The sequence below is a fragment of the Lawsonibacter hominis genome (assembly GCF_014287895.1).
Classification (GTDB): domain Bacteria; phylum Bacillota; class Clostridia; order Oscillospirales; family Oscillospiraceae; genus Lawsonibacter_A; species Lawsonibacter_A hominis.
The window spans coordinates 49236-67781 of record NZ_JACOPP010000015.1 but is presented as its reverse complement, the minus strand read 5'-3'; the positions used below and the strand labels follow the sequence as shown (position 1 = coordinate 67781).

The 18546-nt window shown below is 64.7% G+C and carries 16 protein-coding genes; 6 read left to right on the top strand and 10 right to left on the bottom strand.

Going from position 1 to position 18546, the window contains the following annotated elements:
- Positions 1 to 115 precede the first annotated feature (115 nt).
- The gene (locus H8S57_RS11285; protein WP_186908191.1) at positions 116 to 931 is read right to left on the bottom strand and encodes a hypothetical protein; all 816 of its coding nucleotides are present in this window, start codon (positions 929 to 931) and stop codon (positions 116 to 118) included.
- Between the two features lie 202 nt (positions 932 to 1133).
- Here H8S57_RS11285 and H8S57_RS11280 point away from each other — a divergent pair, with 202 nt between their 5' ends.
- Genes H8S57_RS11280 through H8S57_RS11265 form a run of 4 tightly spaced genes read left to right on the top strand, consistent with a single transcriptional unit; the run spans position 1134 to position 4518 of the window.
- Positions 1134 to 1616, top strand: a complete 483-nt coding sequence (locus tag H8S57_RS11280; RefSeq protein ID WP_186908190.1) for a SprT-like domain-containing protein — start codon at positions 1134 to 1136, stop codon at positions 1614 to 1616.
- A gap of 24 nt (positions 1617 to 1640) precedes the next feature.
- Positions 1641 to 2672 carry a lysylphosphatidylglycerol synthase transmembrane domain-containing protein gene (locus tag H8S57_RS11275; protein WP_186908189.1) on the top strand — a complete coding sequence of 344 codons (1032 nt, stop codon included), beginning with the start codon at positions 1641 to 1643 and terminating at the stop codon, positions 2670 to 2672.
- 10 nt (positions 2673 to 2682) lie between these two features.
- Positions 2683 to 3816: a sensor histidine kinase gene (locus H8S57_RS11270; protein ID WP_256174450.1), complete on the top strand. Its 1134-nt coding sequence runs from the start codon at positions 2683 to 2685 to the stop codon at positions 3814 to 3816.
- Positions 3817 to 4518 (top strand): GNAT family N-acetyltransferase, encoded by a 702-nt coding sequence (locus H8S57_RS11265; RefSeq protein WP_243204796.1) that lies wholly within the window; start codon positions 3817 to 3819, stop codon positions 4516 to 4518.
- Positions 4519 to 4802: 284 nt separating this feature from the next.
- Here H8S57_RS11265 and H8S57_RS11260 read toward each other — a convergent pair whose 3' ends face one another.
- Complete coding sequence (locus H8S57_RS11260) at positions 4803 to 6170, bottom strand: citrate/2-methylcitrate synthase (protein WP_186908188.1); 1368 nt, start codon at positions 6168 to 6170, stop codon at positions 4803 to 4805.
- Between the two features lie 189 nt (positions 6171 to 6359).
- Here H8S57_RS11260 and spoIID point away from each other — a divergent pair, with 189 nt between their 5' ends.
- On the top strand, positions 6360 to 7376 hold the full coding sequence (gene spoIID / locus H8S57_RS11255; RefSeq protein ID WP_186908187.1) for a stage II sporulation protein D: 1017 nt from the start codon (positions 6360 to 6362) through the stop codon (positions 7374 to 7376).
- 215 nt (positions 7377 to 7591) lie between these two features.
- On the top strand, positions 7592 to 8995 hold the full coding sequence (locus tag H8S57_RS11250) for an NAD(P)/FAD-dependent oxidoreductase (RefSeq protein ID WP_186908186.1): 1404 nt from the start codon (positions 7592 to 7594) through the stop codon (positions 8993 to 8995).
- 40 nt (positions 8996 to 9035) lie between these two features.
- Here H8S57_RS11250 and H8S57_RS11245 read toward each other — a convergent pair whose 3' ends face one another.
- From H8S57_RS11245 to recJ, 8 genes are all read right to left on the bottom strand, one after another.
- The gene (locus tag H8S57_RS11245) at positions 9036 to 9470 is read right to left on the bottom strand and encodes a CBS domain-containing protein (RefSeq protein WP_186908185.1); all 435 of its coding nucleotides are present in this window, start codon (positions 9468 to 9470) and stop codon (positions 9036 to 9038) included.
- A 57-nt stretch (positions 9471 to 9527) separates the two neighbouring features.
- Entirely contained in the window at positions 9528 to 10355 is an 828-nt protein-coding gene (locus H8S57_RS11240; RefSeq protein WP_186908184.1) for an epoxyqueuosine reductase, read from the bottom strand.
- Positions 10352 to 11905, bottom strand: coding sequence for a Mur ligase family protein (locus H8S57_RS11235; RefSeq protein ID WP_243204795.1), 1554 nt, complete (start codon positions 11903 to 11905; stop codon positions 10352 to 10354). Before H8S57_RS11235 ends, H8S57_RS11240 begins: the two co-directional genes overlap by 4 nt.
- Before the next feature lie 23 nt (positions 11906 to 11928).
- Positions 11929 to 12633 carry a cysteate racemase gene (gene cuyB / locus H8S57_RS11230; RefSeq protein WP_186908183.1) on the bottom strand — a complete coding sequence of 235 codons (705 nt, stop codon included), beginning with the start codon at positions 12631 to 12633 and terminating at the stop codon, positions 11929 to 11931.
- Positions 12630 to 13838, bottom strand: a complete 1209-nt coding sequence (locus H8S57_RS11225; RefSeq protein WP_186908182.1) for a carboxylate--amine ligase — start codon at positions 13836 to 13838, stop codon at positions 12630 to 12632. The genes cuyB and H8S57_RS11225 overlap by 4 nt, the downstream gene beginning before the upstream one ends.
- Positions 13828 to 14040 (bottom strand): hypothetical protein, encoded by a 213-nt coding sequence (locus tag H8S57_RS11220; RefSeq protein WP_186908181.1) that lies wholly within the window; start codon positions 14038 to 14040, stop codon positions 13828 to 13830. Before H8S57_RS11220 ends, H8S57_RS11225 begins: the two co-directional genes overlap by 11 nt.
- A gap of 128 nt (positions 14041 to 14168) precedes the next feature.
- The gene (locus H8S57_RS11215) at positions 14169 to 16394 is read right to left on the bottom strand and encodes a RelA/SpoT family protein (RefSeq protein ID WP_186908180.1); all 2226 of its coding nucleotides are present in this window, start codon (positions 16392 to 16394) and stop codon (positions 14169 to 14171) included.
- Between the two features lie 46 nt (positions 16395 to 16440).
- The gene (gene recJ / locus H8S57_RS11210) at positions 16441 to 18510 is read right to left on the bottom strand and encodes a single-stranded-DNA-specific exonuclease RecJ (protein WP_186908179.1); all 2070 of its coding nucleotides are present in this window, start codon (positions 18508 to 18510) and stop codon (positions 16441 to 16443) included.
- Positions 18511 to 18546: the final 36 nt, after the last annotated feature.

The window sequence follows — 18546 nt, the reverse complement described above, 5'->3', positions numbered from 1 at the left end:
GCGGGAACTTGTCCTTGATCCTATTCCATTGTTTTTCGCTTATTTCATGTCTCTTCATGCTCCCATTCTATTACATCGTCGTTTTTCACACAATGGCTAGGTTTTAAAACAGACTCTAGAGCAAGGAAAAACTTTCCCAAGAAGTTTCCAAAATACCCATTAATTCCGATTCAGTCAGCGTAGCCAGTTGCGTTGAGACAACATAATCTGTCCAACCAATGGTTGCCTCCATCGCTGTCAGACCGGAGAAAGTCTTGTCTGCTGCCATGCTGTACGCTTCCTCGTCAATGATATTTCCATCAGCGTCCGTATAGGTGGTTACTGCATCCGAATCGGGAGATGCATAGATGCTGTGGCATTGTCCCAACAGAGTGGTGGTAACAACGCCATCTTGCAGAGAAAAGGCAACCCGATTTTGATAGTGCTCCGCCGCACCGTTACGAATATCGTCGCGGAATATATAAAAATAGCAGTCACGCGCCTCGTCAAAATATACCATGTCCGGGTTCGTGATAATGTCCGGCTGGGAATCCCCTTCGGCCATGGAAAACTGGCAGGGAGCTAACGCTGTTTCATCTGTGCCGACCTCCCACAACTTGGTATAGGTATAAAGTCCGGTTCCTTGGCAGGAGGACTGAATGATCTCCAGCCGCCCATTCTGGTCAAGATCGGTAACAGCATAGAAAAACGGTTCAGCAATTAGTTCCGTATCGCCCATCCACACTGCCGTATTATCGGCAATAAGCTGTAACTGGCTGCCATAGGTTATTGTGTTTGAGTCTCTGGATACGGGAGCGCTCTGGTTGGATGAATTACCAGATACTGCATCTGTGTCAGACGTATCCAGCGCGGCCCCACACCCGGCCAAGGCCAGTACTATCAAAAACAGGCACCCGTATATATGCAGTGCACTCCCTGATTCTCGTTTCATAAGTGCCTCCTCAATTCATATTTATCACACTTTTATATTTATATGTATTGTACCATGCAGGCGATCCGTTTTCAATGTATTGTCAAAACGACGGAGATTTTAAGCGCGCACAGATGGCGTAAAAGGGACAAAACCGGCCGAGTAGTGACTTTCAGGAAAAAAGATGGTAAAATACGTTTTATGTATCCAAGGGAGGCACCCTATGAACGATTTTGACGCCCTGCTGGTCCGGGTGCTGGATCAGGCCAGGGCCCTGAAGATCCCGGTTTCCGCCCAGATCCGGCCCCACGTGACGGTGAACCGGCGGGCGGTGACCCGCTTCGGCTGCTGCATCCGGCGGGGAGAGGCATTTGAGATCGAACTGAGCCAGCGCCTGCTGGAGGCTGCGGAAGAGGCGTGCCTGCAGACACTGGCCCACGAGGCGCTCCATACCTGCCCCGGCTGCCGGGACCACGGGCAGCGGTGGAAGGCCTACGCCGCGCGGATGAACGCCGCCTACGGCTATGCCATCGCCCGCACGGGGACCTGCCAGGCCCTCGGCGTGCCCGATGTGCGGCCGGAGCGCTACCGGCTGGTGTGCCAGAGCTGCGGCGCGCAGTTTTGCCGCGCCAGAGCCTCTGCGCTGGTGCGCCATCCGGAGCGCTACCGCTGCAAGTGCGGCGGGGCGCTGAAACGGGTATACTGAAGAGAGACGAAGCGACCAAGGAAGGTGTTCGATACGAAAGCCAACAAGAAGGCCCTGTTCAACCGCATTTTTTCCATTGCCGGACTGACGGTGGGGGGCGCGATCCTGGCGGCTCTGGTGGTGCATGTCTTCCGCACCATGGACGTGCGCGCCCTGCTGAGGCAGACCCGGCCCCTGTGGCTGGTGGGGGCGGCGCTGTGCGTTCCGGTCAGCGAGAGCATCGACGCGCTTATTTTTTACGGCATGGGAAAGGGGGCGGGCTGCCCGATGCGCCTGGCTGGCTGCTTCGATGCGGCCTATATCGGGGAATTTTACTATAAGCTGGGCCCCGCCGGTATGCCGGTGCAGCTCAAGCTGATGTACGACGCGGGCCTGTCCGCTACCTACACCGCATCCATCTACACCTGGAAGCTGGTGGCCAACACCGTGGTCTACACCGTTTACGCCCTGGCCGCGCTGGCCTATAAGCTGGTCTTTCATGGGGAGAGCATCGGTCCCGCGGTCATCGGGGCGGCCTTCCTGATTGTTCTGTACGTGGCGCTGTGCACGCTGGCGGTCTTCACCGCCATTCGCCCCGCGCCCATTCAGCGGCTCATCCGCCGCATCCTGGAGTGGCTCTCCCGGCATACCAAGGTCATGGCCAAGCCCGGCCGGGTAGAGGCGGGCATGGGCAAGGTGGACGAGTTCTGCCGGCAGCTGGCCGACCTGCGGGGCAACAAGCGCCTGCTGGCCGGACTGTTCGCCGCCATGTTCCTGGAGCTGGGGGCCCTGTTCGCCGTGCCGTATTTCCTCTTTCACGGCCTGGGACTCGGCGGGCACTCCTTTGTGGAGCTGCTGCTGGTACAGTGCCTGGTGATGGTCATCTCCCGGATCGTTTTATTGCCCGGCAACGCGGGGGGCGCGGAAGGCAGCTTTTATCTGTTTATGAGTCCCATCTTCGGGGAGCATGTGGCGGTGGGAATGGTGCTCTGGCGCTTTGCCGCGTTTCTGGAGGTCATGCTGCTGGGCGGCGTGTGGTCGGTGGTGCGCTTTGCCAAGCGCAGCGCCAGGGGATAAGGAGGCTTGCGTGAGGCGGAAATATACCCGGTTAAAACTGAAAATGCTCCTGTTCGTAGTGGCGGGCACCCTCATCGCCGGGCTGGCGGGCCTGTTCCTGCTGGAGGTGGTGGTGGACGGCGTGCTTCAGGACCCCTTTGCCCGCTTTTTTGTCTGGGCGGCCCGCACGCTGTTCGGCCAGAGCGAGTATGAGGCCCTGGAGCTCTACCGGCAGGCCATTCGCGGCAACAAGCAGGCGTTTTTGACGGCGGGCATGCTGGTGCTGATGCTGGCGGCGTTCTACCTGGCCATGGGGCGCTTTACCCGCTGGCTGGAGGAGATCCGCCTGGCGCTGCGCCGGGTGGTGGAAGAGCAGGACGCGCCGGTGCGCCTGCCACGGGAACTCTCTCCGCTCCAGGAAGATCTGGACGCGCTCCAGCGTCAGATGAAGCAGCGGGAGGACGCCGCCCGGGAGAGCGAGCAGCGCAAGCAGGATCTGGTGGCCTTTCTGGCCCACGATCTGAAGACTCCGCTCACCTCGGTGGTGGGCTATCTGACGCTGCTGCGGGACGAGCCGGGGCTGGATGCGGCCCAGCGGGCCAAGTTCACCGGGATCGCCCTGGATAAGGCCGAGCGGCTGGAGGAGCTGTTGGGCGAATTTTTCGATATCACCCGCATGGACCTGGACAGCGGCGCGGGGGAACGGCATCCCATCCAGCTCTCCATGCTGCTGGAGCAGCTCTCCGACGAGTTTTACCCCCTGTTTGCGGAAAAGGAGCTGGAGTGTACCGTGGAGATCCAGCACCACCTGGTGGTGCTCGGCGACCCGGACAAACTTGCCCGGGTCTTCGATAACGTGCTGCGCAACGCGGTCAGCTACAGTACGCCCGGCGGCCGGGTGGAGGTCCGGGCCCGGAAGGTGGAACGGCAGGCCGAGATCGTCGTCCGGAACGAGGGGCTGGAGATCCCCGAAGGAGAGCTGGCCAATATTTTCCACAAATTTTACCGGCTGGACGCCGCCCGCTCCACCCGGACCGGCGGGGCGGGACTGGGCCTTGCCATTGCGAAGGAGATCGTGGAGCTGCACGGGGGCGCGATCCGGGCGGAGAGCAACGGGCGCTTTACCAGCTTCGTGATCACTTTGCCCCTATTCGAGGAGGATTAAATGGAGCAACTGGAACAGGCCCTGGCGTATCTGGGGCGCGATCCGCTGTTTTATATGGATATGCTGGAGCCCCTGCGCCGGGGGACGGCGGAGCTGCTGTACGCGGAGGAAGATGGGGTGCTGCTCTGCGAGAGCGGCGGGATACACATGATGAGCGCCGCCGGCCCGGCGGCGGCGGAGCGCTGCTTTGCCCTGCTGAGCCGGTGCGCGATGCTGGTGGGCCATGAGCTGTGGTACAAGGCCGAGGCGGTGCGGCGCTTTGGCCTGCACGAGGAGCAGATCTGTTATCAGGCCGCCTGGCTGGCGCCGGAACCCCCCGCCGCCGCGCCCTTCGGCGGGGAGCTGCGGCTGCTGGGGGAGGAAATGGCCCAGTGGGTCTATGATCACTACAGCCACCCCTTCGGCGGGGTAGCCTACATGCAGGGGGCGCTCCGGCGGGGGATGCTGGGGGCCTTTGTGGACGGCGCCTGTGCGGGGTTTGCCGGATTCCATGAGGAGGGGAGCATCGGCATGCTGGAGGTGCTGCCCGCCTACCGCCGCCGCGGCGTGGGGGAGGCCCTGCTCCGCGGCGCGGTGCGCCTGGCCCTGGAGCGGGGGCAGTATGCCTTCGGCCAGGTCTTTACAGACAACCAGGCGTCCCTGGCCCTCCAGCGCAAGGTGGGGATGAGCGTATCCCGGGAGCGGCTGTTCTGGCTGTTTTGAGCCGTGCGGCGCAGAGGCCCCGCAGCGTTCACCCGCAAGGAGCGTTCCGCGGCCGCCGCCATTCCCGCAGCGAGAGCGGCCCTGCGGGCGGTTGCGCTCCGAGTTCTCCGGAGGGCCCTCTGGGGATGCGCGTCGGGAATGACACCTCTCAGGACGGACTGGGCGACTTTTCTGCAGGGATCGAGCCCTGTCCGTCATGCATCCCTCGGTCGAAAAAGGCCTTTTTTAACAAGCTAAGGCGCGGCCCCGACTCAGGTCGGGGCCGCGCCGCTTTTACGCGCTTTTTACCGCTGATCCAGGGGGATAAACGTGCGCATGGGGGCCACGGCCTTGTAGGCCGGGCGGATAATCCGGTTGCCGGGCTGATAGACTTCCTCGATCCGGTGGGCGCACCAGCCTACCATGCGGGCCACGGCAAAGAGGGGGGTGTACAGCTCCTGCGGGATGCCCATCATCTTGTAGACCATGCCGGAGAACAGGTCCACGTTGGCGCAGACCACCTTGTCCTCGCCCTTGACGGAGAGGAGCACCTCCGGGGTGAGCCGCTCCACGCTCTCGTAAAGCTCGAACTCGTCCAGCATCCCCTTGGTGGCGGCAAGCTTCTTGGCAAACCGCTTAAGGATGACGGCCCGGGGGTCGGAGAGGGTGTAGATGGCGTGTCCCATCCCGTAGATGAGCCCAGAGCGGTCTCCCGCCTCCTTCCGCAGCAGGGCGCCCAGGTAGGCGCGCACCTCGTCGTCGTCCTTCCAGTCGTGCACGTTCTCCTGGATGTGGGAGAACATCTCCATGACCTTTTTGTTGGCGCCGCCGTGGCGGGGGCCCTTGAGGGAGCCTACGGCGGCGGCAATGGCGGAATAGGTGTCGGTACCCGAGGAGGAGAGCACCCGGCAGGCGAAGGCGGAGTTGTTGCCGCCGCCGTGCTCGGCGTGCAGCACCAGGCACAGGTCCAGCAGCTTGGCCTCCTGGTCGGTGTACCGGTTGTCGTGCCGGACCGAGTAGAGGAAGTTCTCCGCCACGCTCAGGCCCTCCTGAGGCCGGTGGAGGTAAAGCGATTCATTGTCGTAGTAGTGCCGCTTCACCGCGAAGGCGTGGGCCACGATGACGGGCACCCGGGCGATGAGCTGCACGGCCTGGCGCAGCTGATTGGGCAGAGACATGTCGTCCGGGTCGTCGTCATAGGAATACAGAGCCAGCACCGAGCGGGCCAGTTTGTTCATCACGTCGGGGCTGGGGGCCTTGAGGATCATATCCTCGGTAAACATCCGGGGCAACGAGCGGTGGTCGGACAAAAGCTGCTGAAAGGCGGACAGCTGCCCGCGGGTGGGCAGGGAGCCCATCAGCAGCAGATAGGCGGTCTCTTCAAAGCCGAACCGGCCCTCGCTCATAAAACCGTCGATCAGCTCCTCCACGTCGATCCCCCGGTAGACCAGCTTGCCGGGCATGGGGACCCGCTCGCCGTCCTGGACATAGTAGCCCAGCACGTTGCCGATCTGGGTCACACCGGCCATGACGCCGGTCCCGTCGGCGTTGCGCAGGCCGCGTTTTACGTTATAGGTCTCATAAAAGGCCGGGTCGATGTAGTTATGTCTGCGGTATTCTCCGCATAGACTTTCGATAAAGCCCTTCGCAATCTCCTTGTCCTCATTCTGCATGCTGTGACGCTCCTTTGCCCATCTTTGTTGCGGTCTATTGTATCCTTTTTTTGCCGCGCCGTCAATGGGGAGGGAAGACAAATCCCAAGCTTCCGGTGGAGCGCCTTTTGGTTTAGACGAATAAAGCGAAAAAGCAAAAGTGAAATAAGAAGGCTGGAAACTTGCAAAGGACGGACGGAGGGAATGGATATGAAACAGGTCGTGGCCACGGCTCTGGCGCTGCTGCTGCTGTTGTTCCTGCTGCCGCTGCTGCTGGTGCGGCAGGACGGGCCGGGGACGGCGCAGGAGGGCGCCGTCCCCACCGGCGAGCTGCCCATCGACCGCACGGTGGTCACGCCCGCGCGCTCCGAGGACGCAGCGGTCACGGTCCGGGTCTCGATAGGGGACGGCGAGGTGCTCACGCTCCCGCTGGACAAATACCTGTGGCGGGTGGTGGCCGCTGAAATGCCGGCTTCCTTCGAACCCGAGGCTCTCAAGGCGCAGACGGTGGCCGCCCGCACCTACACCCTGGCCAAGATGGGGCGCACGGTACAAAACCATCCCGACGCCGACGTGTGTACCGACATCAACTGCTGCCAGGCCTATATCGAACCGGACCAGGCGGCGGAGAACTGGGGAGAAAACGCCCAGGTCTATACCGCCAAGATCAGCGCCGCCGTGGCGGATACCGACGGCGTGGCGGCCCTGTACGACGGCGCGCCCATCCAGGCGGTCTTCTTTTCCTCTGCCGCCGGGCGCACGGTGGACGCGGTGGAGGTCTGGGGCAACGCCGTGCCCTACCTGTCCGGGGTGGACAGCCCGGAGGGGGAGGAGGTGCCCAACTACCACAGCACGGCGTCGGTGCCGGTGGAGGAGTTCAAACGCACGCTGCTGGCGAAGGTTCCGCAGGCCGACCTGTCCGGTCCGCCCTCCGGGTGGTTTGGGGAGACCGTCCGCAATTCCGCCGGGGGCGTGTCCAGCGTGACGGTAGGCGGCGCAGCCGTGACGGGGAGCGCCCTGCGGGAGCTGTTTTCTCTGCGCTCGGCCAACTTCACTGTCACCGCGGACGAAAGCGCGGTCACCTTCTCCGTCACCGGCTACGGCCACGGGGTGGGGATGAGCCAATATGGGGCCAACGCCCTGGCACGGCAGGGAAAGACCTATGAAGAGATCCTGAAATGGTACTATACCGGCATTGAGCTGGGGCGCTATTCCCCCGCTGGGTGACGGCGGGTTCTCCGGCGGCAGAAACAGCAGCGGGCGGCAGCGCGGGCGTCTGCGCCGGGAGGGCCGCGTCCGCCGCTCCGCACGGGACGATTTTCGCCCCGCGCGCAGGGCGGGCAGCGGGAGCAGGCGGGGGCGCAGATGGAGCGGTTGACAGCTGTGGTATAATAAATAGGGCATCTTTGGGCCCTATTTTATGGTAAAGTGAGAGATCGCACATGAGTACACGCTATGACGTCGCCATCATCGGCTGCGGTGAGGCCGGGATCTTCGCGGGCTATGAGCTGATGCGCCTGTGCCCCTCCCTGAAAGTGGTCACCCTGGATCAGGGCTCCGATATCTATACCCGCAGCTGCCCCATCGTGGCAGGCAAGGTGAAGGAGTGCATCCACTGCAAGATCTGCGATACCATGTGCGGCTTCGGCGGGGCGGGGGCTTTCTCCGACGGGAAATATAATTTCACCACCGCGTTCGGCGGCTGGCTCACCGATTTTATGGACGCCAAAGAGGTCATGGATCTGATCGACTATGTGGATTCCATCAACGTGCGCCACGGCGCGACCGACCAGGTTTTTTCCACCGATACCCCCGCCGCCCGCGCCCTGGAGAAAAAAGCGCTGGAGTTTGACCTGCACCTGCTCCAGGCCCGGTGCAAGCACCTGGGCACGGAGAACAACCTGAAGATCCTCCAGAGCATCTACGAGACCGTGCGGGAGCACGTGGAGTACCGCTTCCGCACCAGCGTGGCCTCTATCGAGGTCCTGGGGACGGAGGGCTACCGTCTGGGCACCGATCGGGGGGAGCCGGTGGACTGCCGCTGGCTCATCGCCGCGCCCGGACGCTCCGGGGCGGAGTGGTTCTCCAACCAGTGCAAGGGCCTGGGTCTGGAGCTGATCAACAACCAGGTGGACATCGGCGTGCGGGTGGAGCTGCCCGCAAAGGTCTTCGAGCACATCACCGACGTGGTGTATGAGTCCAAGCTGGTCTACCGCACCAAGCAGTACGGCGACCAGGTGCGCACCTTCTGCATGAACCCCTACGGCCATGTGGTGGCCGAGAACGTGGAGGGCATCAACACCGTCAACGGCCACTCCTACTCCGACCCTGCCCTGCAGAGCGAAAACACCAATTTTGCTCTGCTGGTATCCAACCGCTTTACCCAGCCCTTCAACGAGCCCTACCGCTACGGCAAGCATATCGCCTCTTTGTCCAACATGCTGGCCGGCGGCGTGCTGGTGCAGCGCTTCGGGGACCTGGTCAGCGGTATCCGCACCAACGAGCACCGCATGAGCAAGTCGTTTGTACGTCCCACCCTTACCGCCGCAGTGCCGGGGGATTTGTCCCTGGCCCTGCCCAAGCGGCAGCTGGACGATATCATCGAGATGATCTATCAGCTGGACAAGCTGGCCCCCGGCACGGCCAATTACGATACGCTGCTCTACGGCGCGGAGGTCAAATTCTACTCTGCCCGCCTGGCCCTGTCCGGGGAGCTGGAGACCGCTCTGCCCGGCTTCTTTGCCGCAGGGGACGGAGCGGGGGTCACCCGCGGGCTGGCCCAGGCCGGCGCCTCCGGCGTCAAGGTAGCCCGGGTCATTGCCCGGAGGTTGTCCGAGCAGGGATAACAGACAAGGCCCGCGGCACTGCCGCGGGCCTTTGGCTTTGTCAGGGGTAGACTTTTTTTACGTTCTCTGAAATTTCAGACAGGGCCTTGCTGGCCTCCATGTCGCAGCGGTGGCTGCGGGCCAGGTCCCCCAGGGAGACCATGCCCACCACTCTGCCGTCCTCCAGCACCGGCAGCCGGCGCACCTGTCGGGCGGCCATGAGCCGGGTGGCCTCCCTTGCGTCGTCGTCGGGGGAGACCACTGCGCAGTTGCGGCTCATGATGTCCTTGACGGGGGTCTGGGCCGGGTCCTCCTCCGCCGCCACGCAGCGCAGGACGATATCCCGGTCGGTGACGATGCCGCGCAGGCCGCCGTCCTCCCCGCAGACGGGCAGGGAGCCCAGATTATGCCGGGACAGCAGCCGCGCGGCCAGGGAAGCCGACTCGCCGGGTGTGATGGAGACCACGCTGGGGTTCATCAGATCGCGTACTTGCATGGAAAAACCGCCTTTCTGTCCAAACGATACCGATAGTTTGGGCCTGAAACGGCGGTTTTATTCCTGCTGCAGCTCCAGGTTGCGCCGCAGCGGGCCCGGGCCCCGCCAGGCGAAGGCCCGCGTGCCGTATTTGGACTGGAAGCTCCGGTTGCTCAGGCCGTCCAGATCAGCGGGGGTGAGACGGTCGATCAGATCCTCCCGGAACTCCGGCAGGGGCGATCGGGCGGCGTGGTGATTGTATGGACAGGCGCGCTGGCACAAATCGCAGCCCCAGACATAGGGGTGCGCGGCCACCAGGGCCGCCTCCTCGTCCGTCAGGCGCTTCTGCTGGGTCAGCTGAGAGAGACAGCGCTCCCGGTCTGCGCCGCCGGGTCCCAGCGCGCCCACCGGGCAGGCGGCGGCGCAGCGGCCGCAGTCCTCGCAGGCGGGCGCGGCCTCCCGCTCCGGCAGCGCCAGCGCAGCGCCGGTGAGGATGGTCCCCAAAAACAGGAAGGAGCCGTAAGGGGGCAGGATAAGCAGCCCGTGGCGGCCCACCTTGCCCAGCCCGGCCAGCCGGGCGGCCTCCCGCTCCGGCAGGGGGGAGTTGTCGGCGGCGGGCAGAAAGGATTCCATCGGGTATTGGCGAGATAAAAAATCACAAACCGTATTCAGCCTGCGGGCGAGGGCGCGGTGATAATCCTCCCCCCGGGCATACAGAGACAGATTACCGGGCCGGTCTCCGGCGTAATAGGGGAACGCGGCCACCAGCACCGTCCTGGGCTGGGGACATTGGGCGCGGACCTTTTCCTGATCCTCCCGGGTCATTTCCGGAGTAAGGCGGTCATAGGCCACGCCGCCCCAGGCGGCGGCTCCGGCGGCGCGAAAGGCCTGGTCCAGAGCGGTCATCGCCCGTCGTACCGCTCCAGCGTCCGCCGGGCCAGCTCCCCGTCCGGGATGCAGGGCTCGGGGCCGCTTTTGCGCTTTTGCTGGGTCTCGCAGCCCTTGCCCGCCAGCAGAACCACGGCGGGCCGCCGGGCGCCCAGGATAGCCTGCTCCACCGCCTGCTCCCGGTTGGGCACCACGGTGTACGCCTTCCCATGACGCTGTAAAAACACCCCGATATCGGCGCAGATCGCCTCCACCGCCTCGGGGCCGGGGTCGTCCTCGGTGAGGATGACCCGGTCGGCCAGTTCTCCGGCGGCGTTGCCCATCCCCTCCCGGCGGTCGATGCCCTTGCCGCCGGTGCAGCCGAAGAGCACCGTCAGCTCCCGGCCGGGGTATTCCTGGCGCACGGAGGAGAGGGCGTTGCGCAGGCTCATGCCGTTGTGGGAGTAGTCTACGATGACGGAGATGGCCCCGTCGGCGCTCTGGTAATGCTCCATGCGCCCGGGCACGAAGGCGCGCAGCAGTCCCCCGGCCACCGCGTCCTCCGGGACGCCGTAGACCTGGCACGCCGCCACGGCGGCCAGGGCGTTGTCCACGTTGAACAGCCCCGGCGTGGAGATGGCCAGCTCCCGCTCATAAGAGGGGGTGCGCACGCGGAAGACGATGCGCCCGCCCTGCTTGCGGATCTGGTCGGCGTACACGTCGGCGGAGGGAAACTTCCGCGAGAAGGTGATCACGCTGGGGCAGGCCCGGGCGGCCGCCCAGATGCGGTCGGCCTTGTCGCTGTCCAGATTCACGCAGGCGGCGGCGGCCTGCCGGAAAATGAGCAGCTTGGAATTCAGATAATCCTCCAGATCAGGGTGCTCCACCGGGGAGATGTGGTCCTCCCCGATATTGAGGAAGACCGCGCAGGCCAGCTCCACACCGATGACCCGGCCGTATTTCAGCGCCTGGCTGGACACCTCCATGGTCAAATAGTCCGCCTCCGCCGAGGCGGCGTTCCACAGGTGGCGCTGCAGGTCCAGCGGTTCCGGCGTGGTGAGCTTGGCGGGACGGCGCTCTACGCCGTCGTCGGTGACGATGGTGGACAGCAGGGCGCTGGCCCGGCGGCCCTGGCCCTCCAGCCAAATATCCAAAATGGACTTGAGGTAATAGGCCGTGGTGGTTTTGCCCTTGGTACCGGTAATGCCGGTGATGCGCAGCTGTCCGGAGGGATGGCCGTAGGCGGCGTCGGCCAGCAGCCCCATGGCCTGCCGGATGTCCGTGACCTGGATGCAGGGCAGGGGAACGTCCGGATAGGGGGTTTGGCTGACGTAGGCGAACGCCCCCTGCTCCAGCGCGGAGCGGAGGTATTCCGCTTTGAATCGCGCGCCCTTGCAGAGAAAGAGCGTGCCGGGGATGACCCGCTTGGAGTCGCAGGACACCAGAGCCACGGGGCGGGTCAGGTCGGCGGCCAGGGGGGAATCGCCGCAGAGCAGGCCGCGGCGCTGGAGCAGCTGATAATAGCCGCCGAGCGGCAGACGGGGCCGGTCCATCATGTACGTCACCACCAGTTGAAAGAATGATCGCATGGGCGGGGAGGGCGCCGCAGCGCCTATACCATGCGCAATTTATAGCCGCAGGCGGTGATGCACCGCTCGGCCAGCACGTCCATGGCGTCCAGATAATAATCGGGCAGGCTGTGATAGGTGCGGTAGACGGACAGCTCCGTGCAGGCGAGGATGGCACTGTCGCACCCGGCGCCGCGCAGCCAGCGGTCGATGACGGCAAATTTCTCCCGGCTGCCCTTCTCGCCCCGCTTGATCTCATCGTAGATGATGCCCATGACCAGCTTCTGCACCTCGGGCGGGGGAGCGACGGCGAGGATGCCCTGCGCGGCGCATTCCTTCTGATAGACCCCGGTCTGCACGGTGCCGTCGGTGGCCAGGACGCCCACCTTCCGCTTCCCCGACCGGGCCAGTACGGCCACGGTCTCCCGGGGCATGTGGATCAGGGGCGCCTCCAGCTCCTTCTGGAGCCGGTCGGCAAAAAAATGGGAGGTGTTGCAGGGGATGGCCAGCACGGTGCAGCCGCTGCGCTCCAGCAGACGGGCGTCGGCCAAAAGCCGCTGATAGCAGCCCTCCGCATCCCCGCCCAGGATGGCGGTGGTGCGATCGGGCATACCGGTGTCGCTGAGGATCAGGGTGGGCAGGTGTTCCTGGTCGCAGGCGGCGTCGGTGCGGTCCAGGATGCGCTGGTAAAAATCCTGGGTGGCCTGGGGTCCCATGCCGCCTAAAATGCCAAGGCGCTGTTCGCTCATTTCGCCTTCTCCATACTGGAGGCGTACCAGCCCACATAGCGGCGCTGCCCCTTGAGGATGCGCAGCTTATGGAAGAAGCCCCGGTCGGCAGGATAGAACAGCGGATTGACGGAGGCGCCCGCCTGATCCAGGCTGCGCATCTCCCCGTGGTAAGCCGGGTTCACGTAGTCGTAGGCCACCGCCTTGGGAATGACCCACCAGAGATGGCGGTTTTCCACTACCGTCAGGGGCGCGCTGGTGTGCTCAATGCGGTCCTCCACCAGGTACCTGGCCAGGTTGTACCCCGCGCCGGTGACGTAATAGTTGCTGCGGCCCTGGCGGCAGTTGATCTCAAAGGCCTTGAATTTTCCGTCCCGCTGGTCGTACTTGATATCGAAGTTGGAGAAGCCGGTAAAGCGGATCGCCTCCAGGAACGCCCGCAGCTTTTCACACAGCTCCGGCGAGCGCTCGGTGATGATGACGGCGTGGTTGCCGATGGCATGGTCGGTATGCTCCTCCAGCAGCACATGGCCCACGCACATCAGGCGGACCTTGCCGTCCGCGCCGGAGTAGTTGGTGACCACCCGCATAAAGCTGTCGTCTCCGGGGATAAAGTCCTGGAGGATCAGGGAATCCTCATACCCCGCCCCGTAGATGTCGTCGATGACCTGATCCACCTCCGCGCGGGTCTGGAGCACGTAGGCCTTCTTCTGGGTGGGGAAGGGATGCTTCCAGTAGGTGTCCGACTCGGCGGGCTTGACTACAAAGGGGCCGTCGAAGGGCAGGGTGAAGTCGTGACCCATGCCCTTGTGATAGACCACGGTGTCGGGATAATCGATGCCGTACTGCTCGCAGAGCTGATAAAAGCGCTCCTTGTGGATGAGCGTCTCCAGCAGGTCCAGCGGCACATAGGGCGCCACGACGTTGCCCGGAAAGCGGGGCAGGTTGGCGGAGATGGCGTTGAGGTAGTTATCCCCGCAGCCCAGCACCAGAATGGTTTTGTCCGGGTGCGCCCCGGCCACCTCGGTGACGTTCTCCAGCACCGTGTCCGCCCGGTCGTTGTGCGCGCGCACCCGGTAGTCGATGATGGTGCTGCCGGCGCAGACGCTGGCCGGGTACATGCCGTATACCACGCTTTGGATGCCGTAGGCCTCGTGGAAGGCGCGGGCCATGCTGTAGGCGTTGATATCGGAGCCGAGCAGCACGGGGATGAATTCAGTTGCCATGTTGGAATGCCCCCTGAAAGGTGATTTCATACCAGCTGCCGCCCATGGGGCGCACCCGGCTGGCGGGGTAGGCCTGCTCCAGCGCCTGGGCCTCCCCTTCCTGGAGCCGCAGCTCCCGGCGGCAGATCTCGCCGCCGGAAAAGCAGTCGGAGATCAGGCGCTCCAGGCGCTGCCCCTCCGGCTTTCTCTCTATTGTAGTCATGTTCCGATCTCCTTAGTAGGAATTTCGCTCTGAAATCGTCTCCCGCGCCGCTGGAAAACCGTACGGCGCCCAGGGGGAGGCGGCGGGCGTTCTGCCGCGCGGCGGGCGCAGCGTGCGCTTCCGGTCGGTCATCCCGCGGCCCGCTTCACCTGGTAGACCCCCTGGATCTGCCCCAGCTTGTTGATGACGGCGGAGAGCTCCTCCTGGTTCTTGACCTCCAGGACGATATTGACGCTGGCGTAGCCGTCTGGCATGGAGCGGGCGGAGAGGCTGGTGGTCTTCACCTTGGCGGCGGAGAGCGCCATGGCCACGTCCAGGGTGAGCCCGTCCCGGTCCTTGGCCGAGATCTCCAGGGAGGTCTGATAGCTGGCCAGCTCCCCCGCCGCCCAGGACACCCGGATCCAGCGCCCCGCCTCCTCGGGCTTGCGGCGCTCGGCGGCGGCGTTGGGGCAGTCCTGCCGGTGGACGGACACGCCGAAGCCGCGGGTGATAAAGCCCACCACGGGGTCCCCGGGCACGGGCGTGCAGCACTTGGCGAACTTCACCAGACAGTTGTCCAGGCCCTCCACGATGATACCCGATTCGCTCTTCCGGCCCGCTCTGGGGGGCGGGGCGGAGGCGGCGCCGGTGGCGGGATGGATCGCCTCCTGGGCGGCGCGCTCGGCGGCCTGCTGCTCCGCCTGGACGCGGCCCAGACGGGCGATCTCGTCCTTGATGCGCACCACCGCCTTCTGGGCGGACATGCCGCCGTAGCCGATGGCGGCGTACAGCTCGTCCAGAGTGCCGAAGCGCGCCTTTTTCAGCACGAAGGGCAGCACGTCCTCGGCGGTGATGGCCGCCAGGGAGAGGCCGGCGTGCTTCAGTTCCGATTCGAAGCAGGCGCGGCCGGTGGCGATGTTCTCCTCCCGGCGTTCCTTTTTGAACCACTGGCGGATCTTGTTGCGGGCCTCGTTGGATTTGCAGATTTTCATCCAGTCCCGGCTGGGGCCGTGGGCGGACTTGGAGGTGATGACCTCTACGATATCGCCGTTTTTCAGGGCGGTGTCAAAGGGCACCATGCGGCCGTTGACCTTGGCGCCCGTCATGTGGTTGCCCACCGCGGAATGGATGTTGTAGGCAAAGTCGATGGGGGTGGCCCCGGCGGGCAGGTTGATCACGTCGCCCCGGGGGGTGAACACGAACACCTCGTCGGCGAACAGGTCCACCCGCATGGTGCGCACGAATTCCTCCGCGTCGATGTCCTGCTGGCTTTCCAAAAGCTTGCGCACCCACTCGAAGGCCTCCTCGGTGCCCAGCTTCTCGTTGGCCATGCCCTGCTTGTACTTCCAGTGGGCGGCGATGCCGTATTCCGCCGTGTGGTGCATTTCCCAGGTGCGGATCTGTACCTCGAAGGGCAGCCCCTCCCGGCCGATGACGGTGGTGTGCAGGCTCTGGTAGCCGTTGGGCTTGGGGGTGCCGATATAGTCCTTGAAGCGGCCCAGCACCGGCTTGTAGAGATCGTGGATGACGCCCAGCACATTGTAGCAGTCGGGGATATCATCCACGATGACCCGGAACGCGTACAGGTCGAAGATCTCGTCCATGGTCTTGTTCTGGGCGTACATCTTGCGGTAGATGGAGTAGATGTGCTTGACCCGGCCGTAAATGGTGCAGCGGATGCCCTCCTCGTCCAGCCGCTCCTGGATGCGCTTTTGGATGCCGGAGAGGAATTCCTCATGGGCGGAGGAGCGGGCGGCCAGTTCGTCGGCGATCTCCTGGTAGCCGATGGGGTCCAGATATTTCAGGGAGGTGTCCTCCAGCTCCCATTTGATGCGCTGCATGCCCAGACGGTGCGCGATGGGGGCGTAGATCTCCATGGTCTCCAGGGCCTTCTCCTTCTGCTTGCGGGGGGTCTGGTAGGCCATGGTGCGCATGTTGTGCAGCCGGTCGCAGATCTTGATGAGGATCACCCGGATGTCCTTGGCCATGGCCATGAGCATCTTGCGCAGGTTCTCCATCTGCTCCTCTTCCTTGGAGGTGTACTGCACCCGCGTCAGCTTGGTGACCCCCTCCACCAGATCGGCCACGGTGATGCCGAAGAGCTTGGCGATCCCTTCGTGCGTGACGCCGGTGTCCTCGATGCAGTCGTGGAGCAGGGCGGCAATGATGGAGTCGGTGTCCAGCTCCAGCTCGGCCACAATCTCCGCTACCGCCAGGGGGTGGGTGATATAGGCAGAGCCGTCCTTGCGCAGCTGTCCGGCGTGGGCGTTATCGGCGTAATTGAACGCGTTGAACAGGCGCTGGGTGTCCAGCGCCGGGTTATAGGTCTTGATCTTGTCTTCCAGGGCGTGATAGCGCTCCAGGATGGGGTCCATAACAGGCCACCTCCGGCGAACGCGTTGCGCAGACGCGCGGGACGCGTTAAGGTTCCAGAATGCTGCGCAGCTTGCGCATGATGACGGACTGCTCCAGGTCCACCTTGCCGTCCACAGCCGTCAGGCCGATCTGCAGGTGGTCGGTGGTGCGCTCCAGACGGATCAGGCCCCGCTCGTCGAAGACCTCCAGGCACACCAGGGTGCGCATCACCGTCTCCCGCTGTCCGCAGGCACGGGCAATGTTCCGGGCCAGCCGGGGTGCGGTCTCCTCCAGCGGGCCGTGAGCGGTGTGCCCCTTCAGGTAGCGCCACAGGGAGACGAAGTCCTCCCGGCTGGGCAGCAGGGCGGCGGCCTCCGAGCGGGAGAGCGGCTCCCCCCGGCGAAATTTCTCATAGAGGGCCCGCTCGGCCTGGGCCCGGGTCAGAGCGGGGCGCAGGTCGCACAGCTGCAGCTGCACGGTGCGCCAGCCCCGGTACTCGTTGACCTGGGGGGTAAAGGCCACGTCCACCCGGTCCCCGCAGGACAGACCCGCCTGGGCCAGAGTGGCGGAAAAAAAGATGGCGTCGAAGCTCCTGCCGCCGCAGGCGAGCTTGAGCTTCAGGTGCCGTCCGCCGCCCACCTCGCTGGCGGCGGAGACGGTGCAGCCCGACAGGGAAAACACCGGCTTGGGGTTGCCCGCGCCGTAGGGCTCCAGCAGATCCAGACCCTCCACCCCATCCAGGGTGAGCGCGCCCGCGTCCTCGATCTCCGCGTCGATCTCCAGCGTGGAGACCATCTCCGCTCCGCCGGTCCGCAGGCGTACATACTCCGCCATGCACGCGGCAAAGGCGGGGATCTGTTCCTCCCGGATGGTAAAGCCCGCCGCCAGGGCGTGGCCGCCGAAGCCCTCCAGCAGGCCGGCGCAGTGCTCCAGCGCGGCAAACAGGTTGAAGCCCCCGAAGGAGCGGCAGGAGCCCTTGCCCCGGCCGTCCTGCAGGCAGATCATAAAGGTGGGACAGGAGTATTTTTCCGCCAGACGGGAGGCCACAATGCCCACGACCCCCTGGTGCCACGCCTCGCCGGAGAGCACCAGCGCGTACCGCTCCTCGCCGGGCAGGGCCTCCACCCGGGCGACGCATTCGGCATAGATGGCGGCCTCGATGGCCTGGCGCTCCCGATTGAGCTGGCACAGCTGCGCAGCCAGAAGAGCGGCCCGACCCGGGTCTTCGGTGAGCAGCAGCTCGCCCGCCAGGCTCGCGCAGCCCATCCGCCCGGAGGCGTTGATGCGGGGGGCGAGCACGTAGCCCACGGACATGGAGCTGATGGACTTTTCCTCCAGTCCGGCCTCGTGGAGCAGGGAGCGCAGGCCGGGACGCCTGGTGTGCTGCAGGGCCTCCAGGCCCAGGCGCACCAGGCAGCGGTTTTCTCCGGTGACGTTCATCACGTCGGCCACGGTGCCGATGGCGGCCAGATCCGCATACTCCGCCAGCAGCGCCGCCCGCCGGGCTGGGCCGCCCAGGGCCAGCACCAGCTTGAGCGCCACCCCAACGCCGGCCAGGTACTTGAAGGGATAGGGACAGCCGGGACGGTGGGGGTCCACCACCGCCGTGCAGCGGGGCAGCGTGTCCTTGCACTCGTGGTGGTCGGTGACCACCACGTCCACCCCCAGGCGTTGGGCGTACTCCGCCTCGTCCACGGCGGTGATGCCGCAGTCCACCGTGACGATAAGGGAAACGCCCTGCCGGTGCAGGGTATTCACTGCGTCCCGGTTCAGGCCGTAGCCCTCCTCCATCCGGTCGGGGATGTAGGAAATCACCGCCGCGCCCTCGCTGCGGAGAAAATCGGTGAGCAGGCAGGTGGCGGTGATCCCGTCCACGTCATAGTCCCCGTAGACGGCGATGCGCTCGTCCCGCTCCAGCGCCAGACGCAGGCGCCCGGCGGCCTTGTCCATGTCCAGCATCAGCAGAGGGTCGTGGAGCAGTTCCTGCCCGCAGGCCAGAAAGGCTCGGGCCTTTTCCGGAGTGTCCTGACCCCTGGCGCACAGAGCCAGGGCCGCCAAAGGGGGGATGCCCGCCCGCTCCAGGGCGGCGCGCGCCTCGCTGTCACAGTGTGTCCGGTTCCATTGCTTATATTTCATGGGCGCGCGTTGTCCCTCCCGATCAGTCAAATCAAA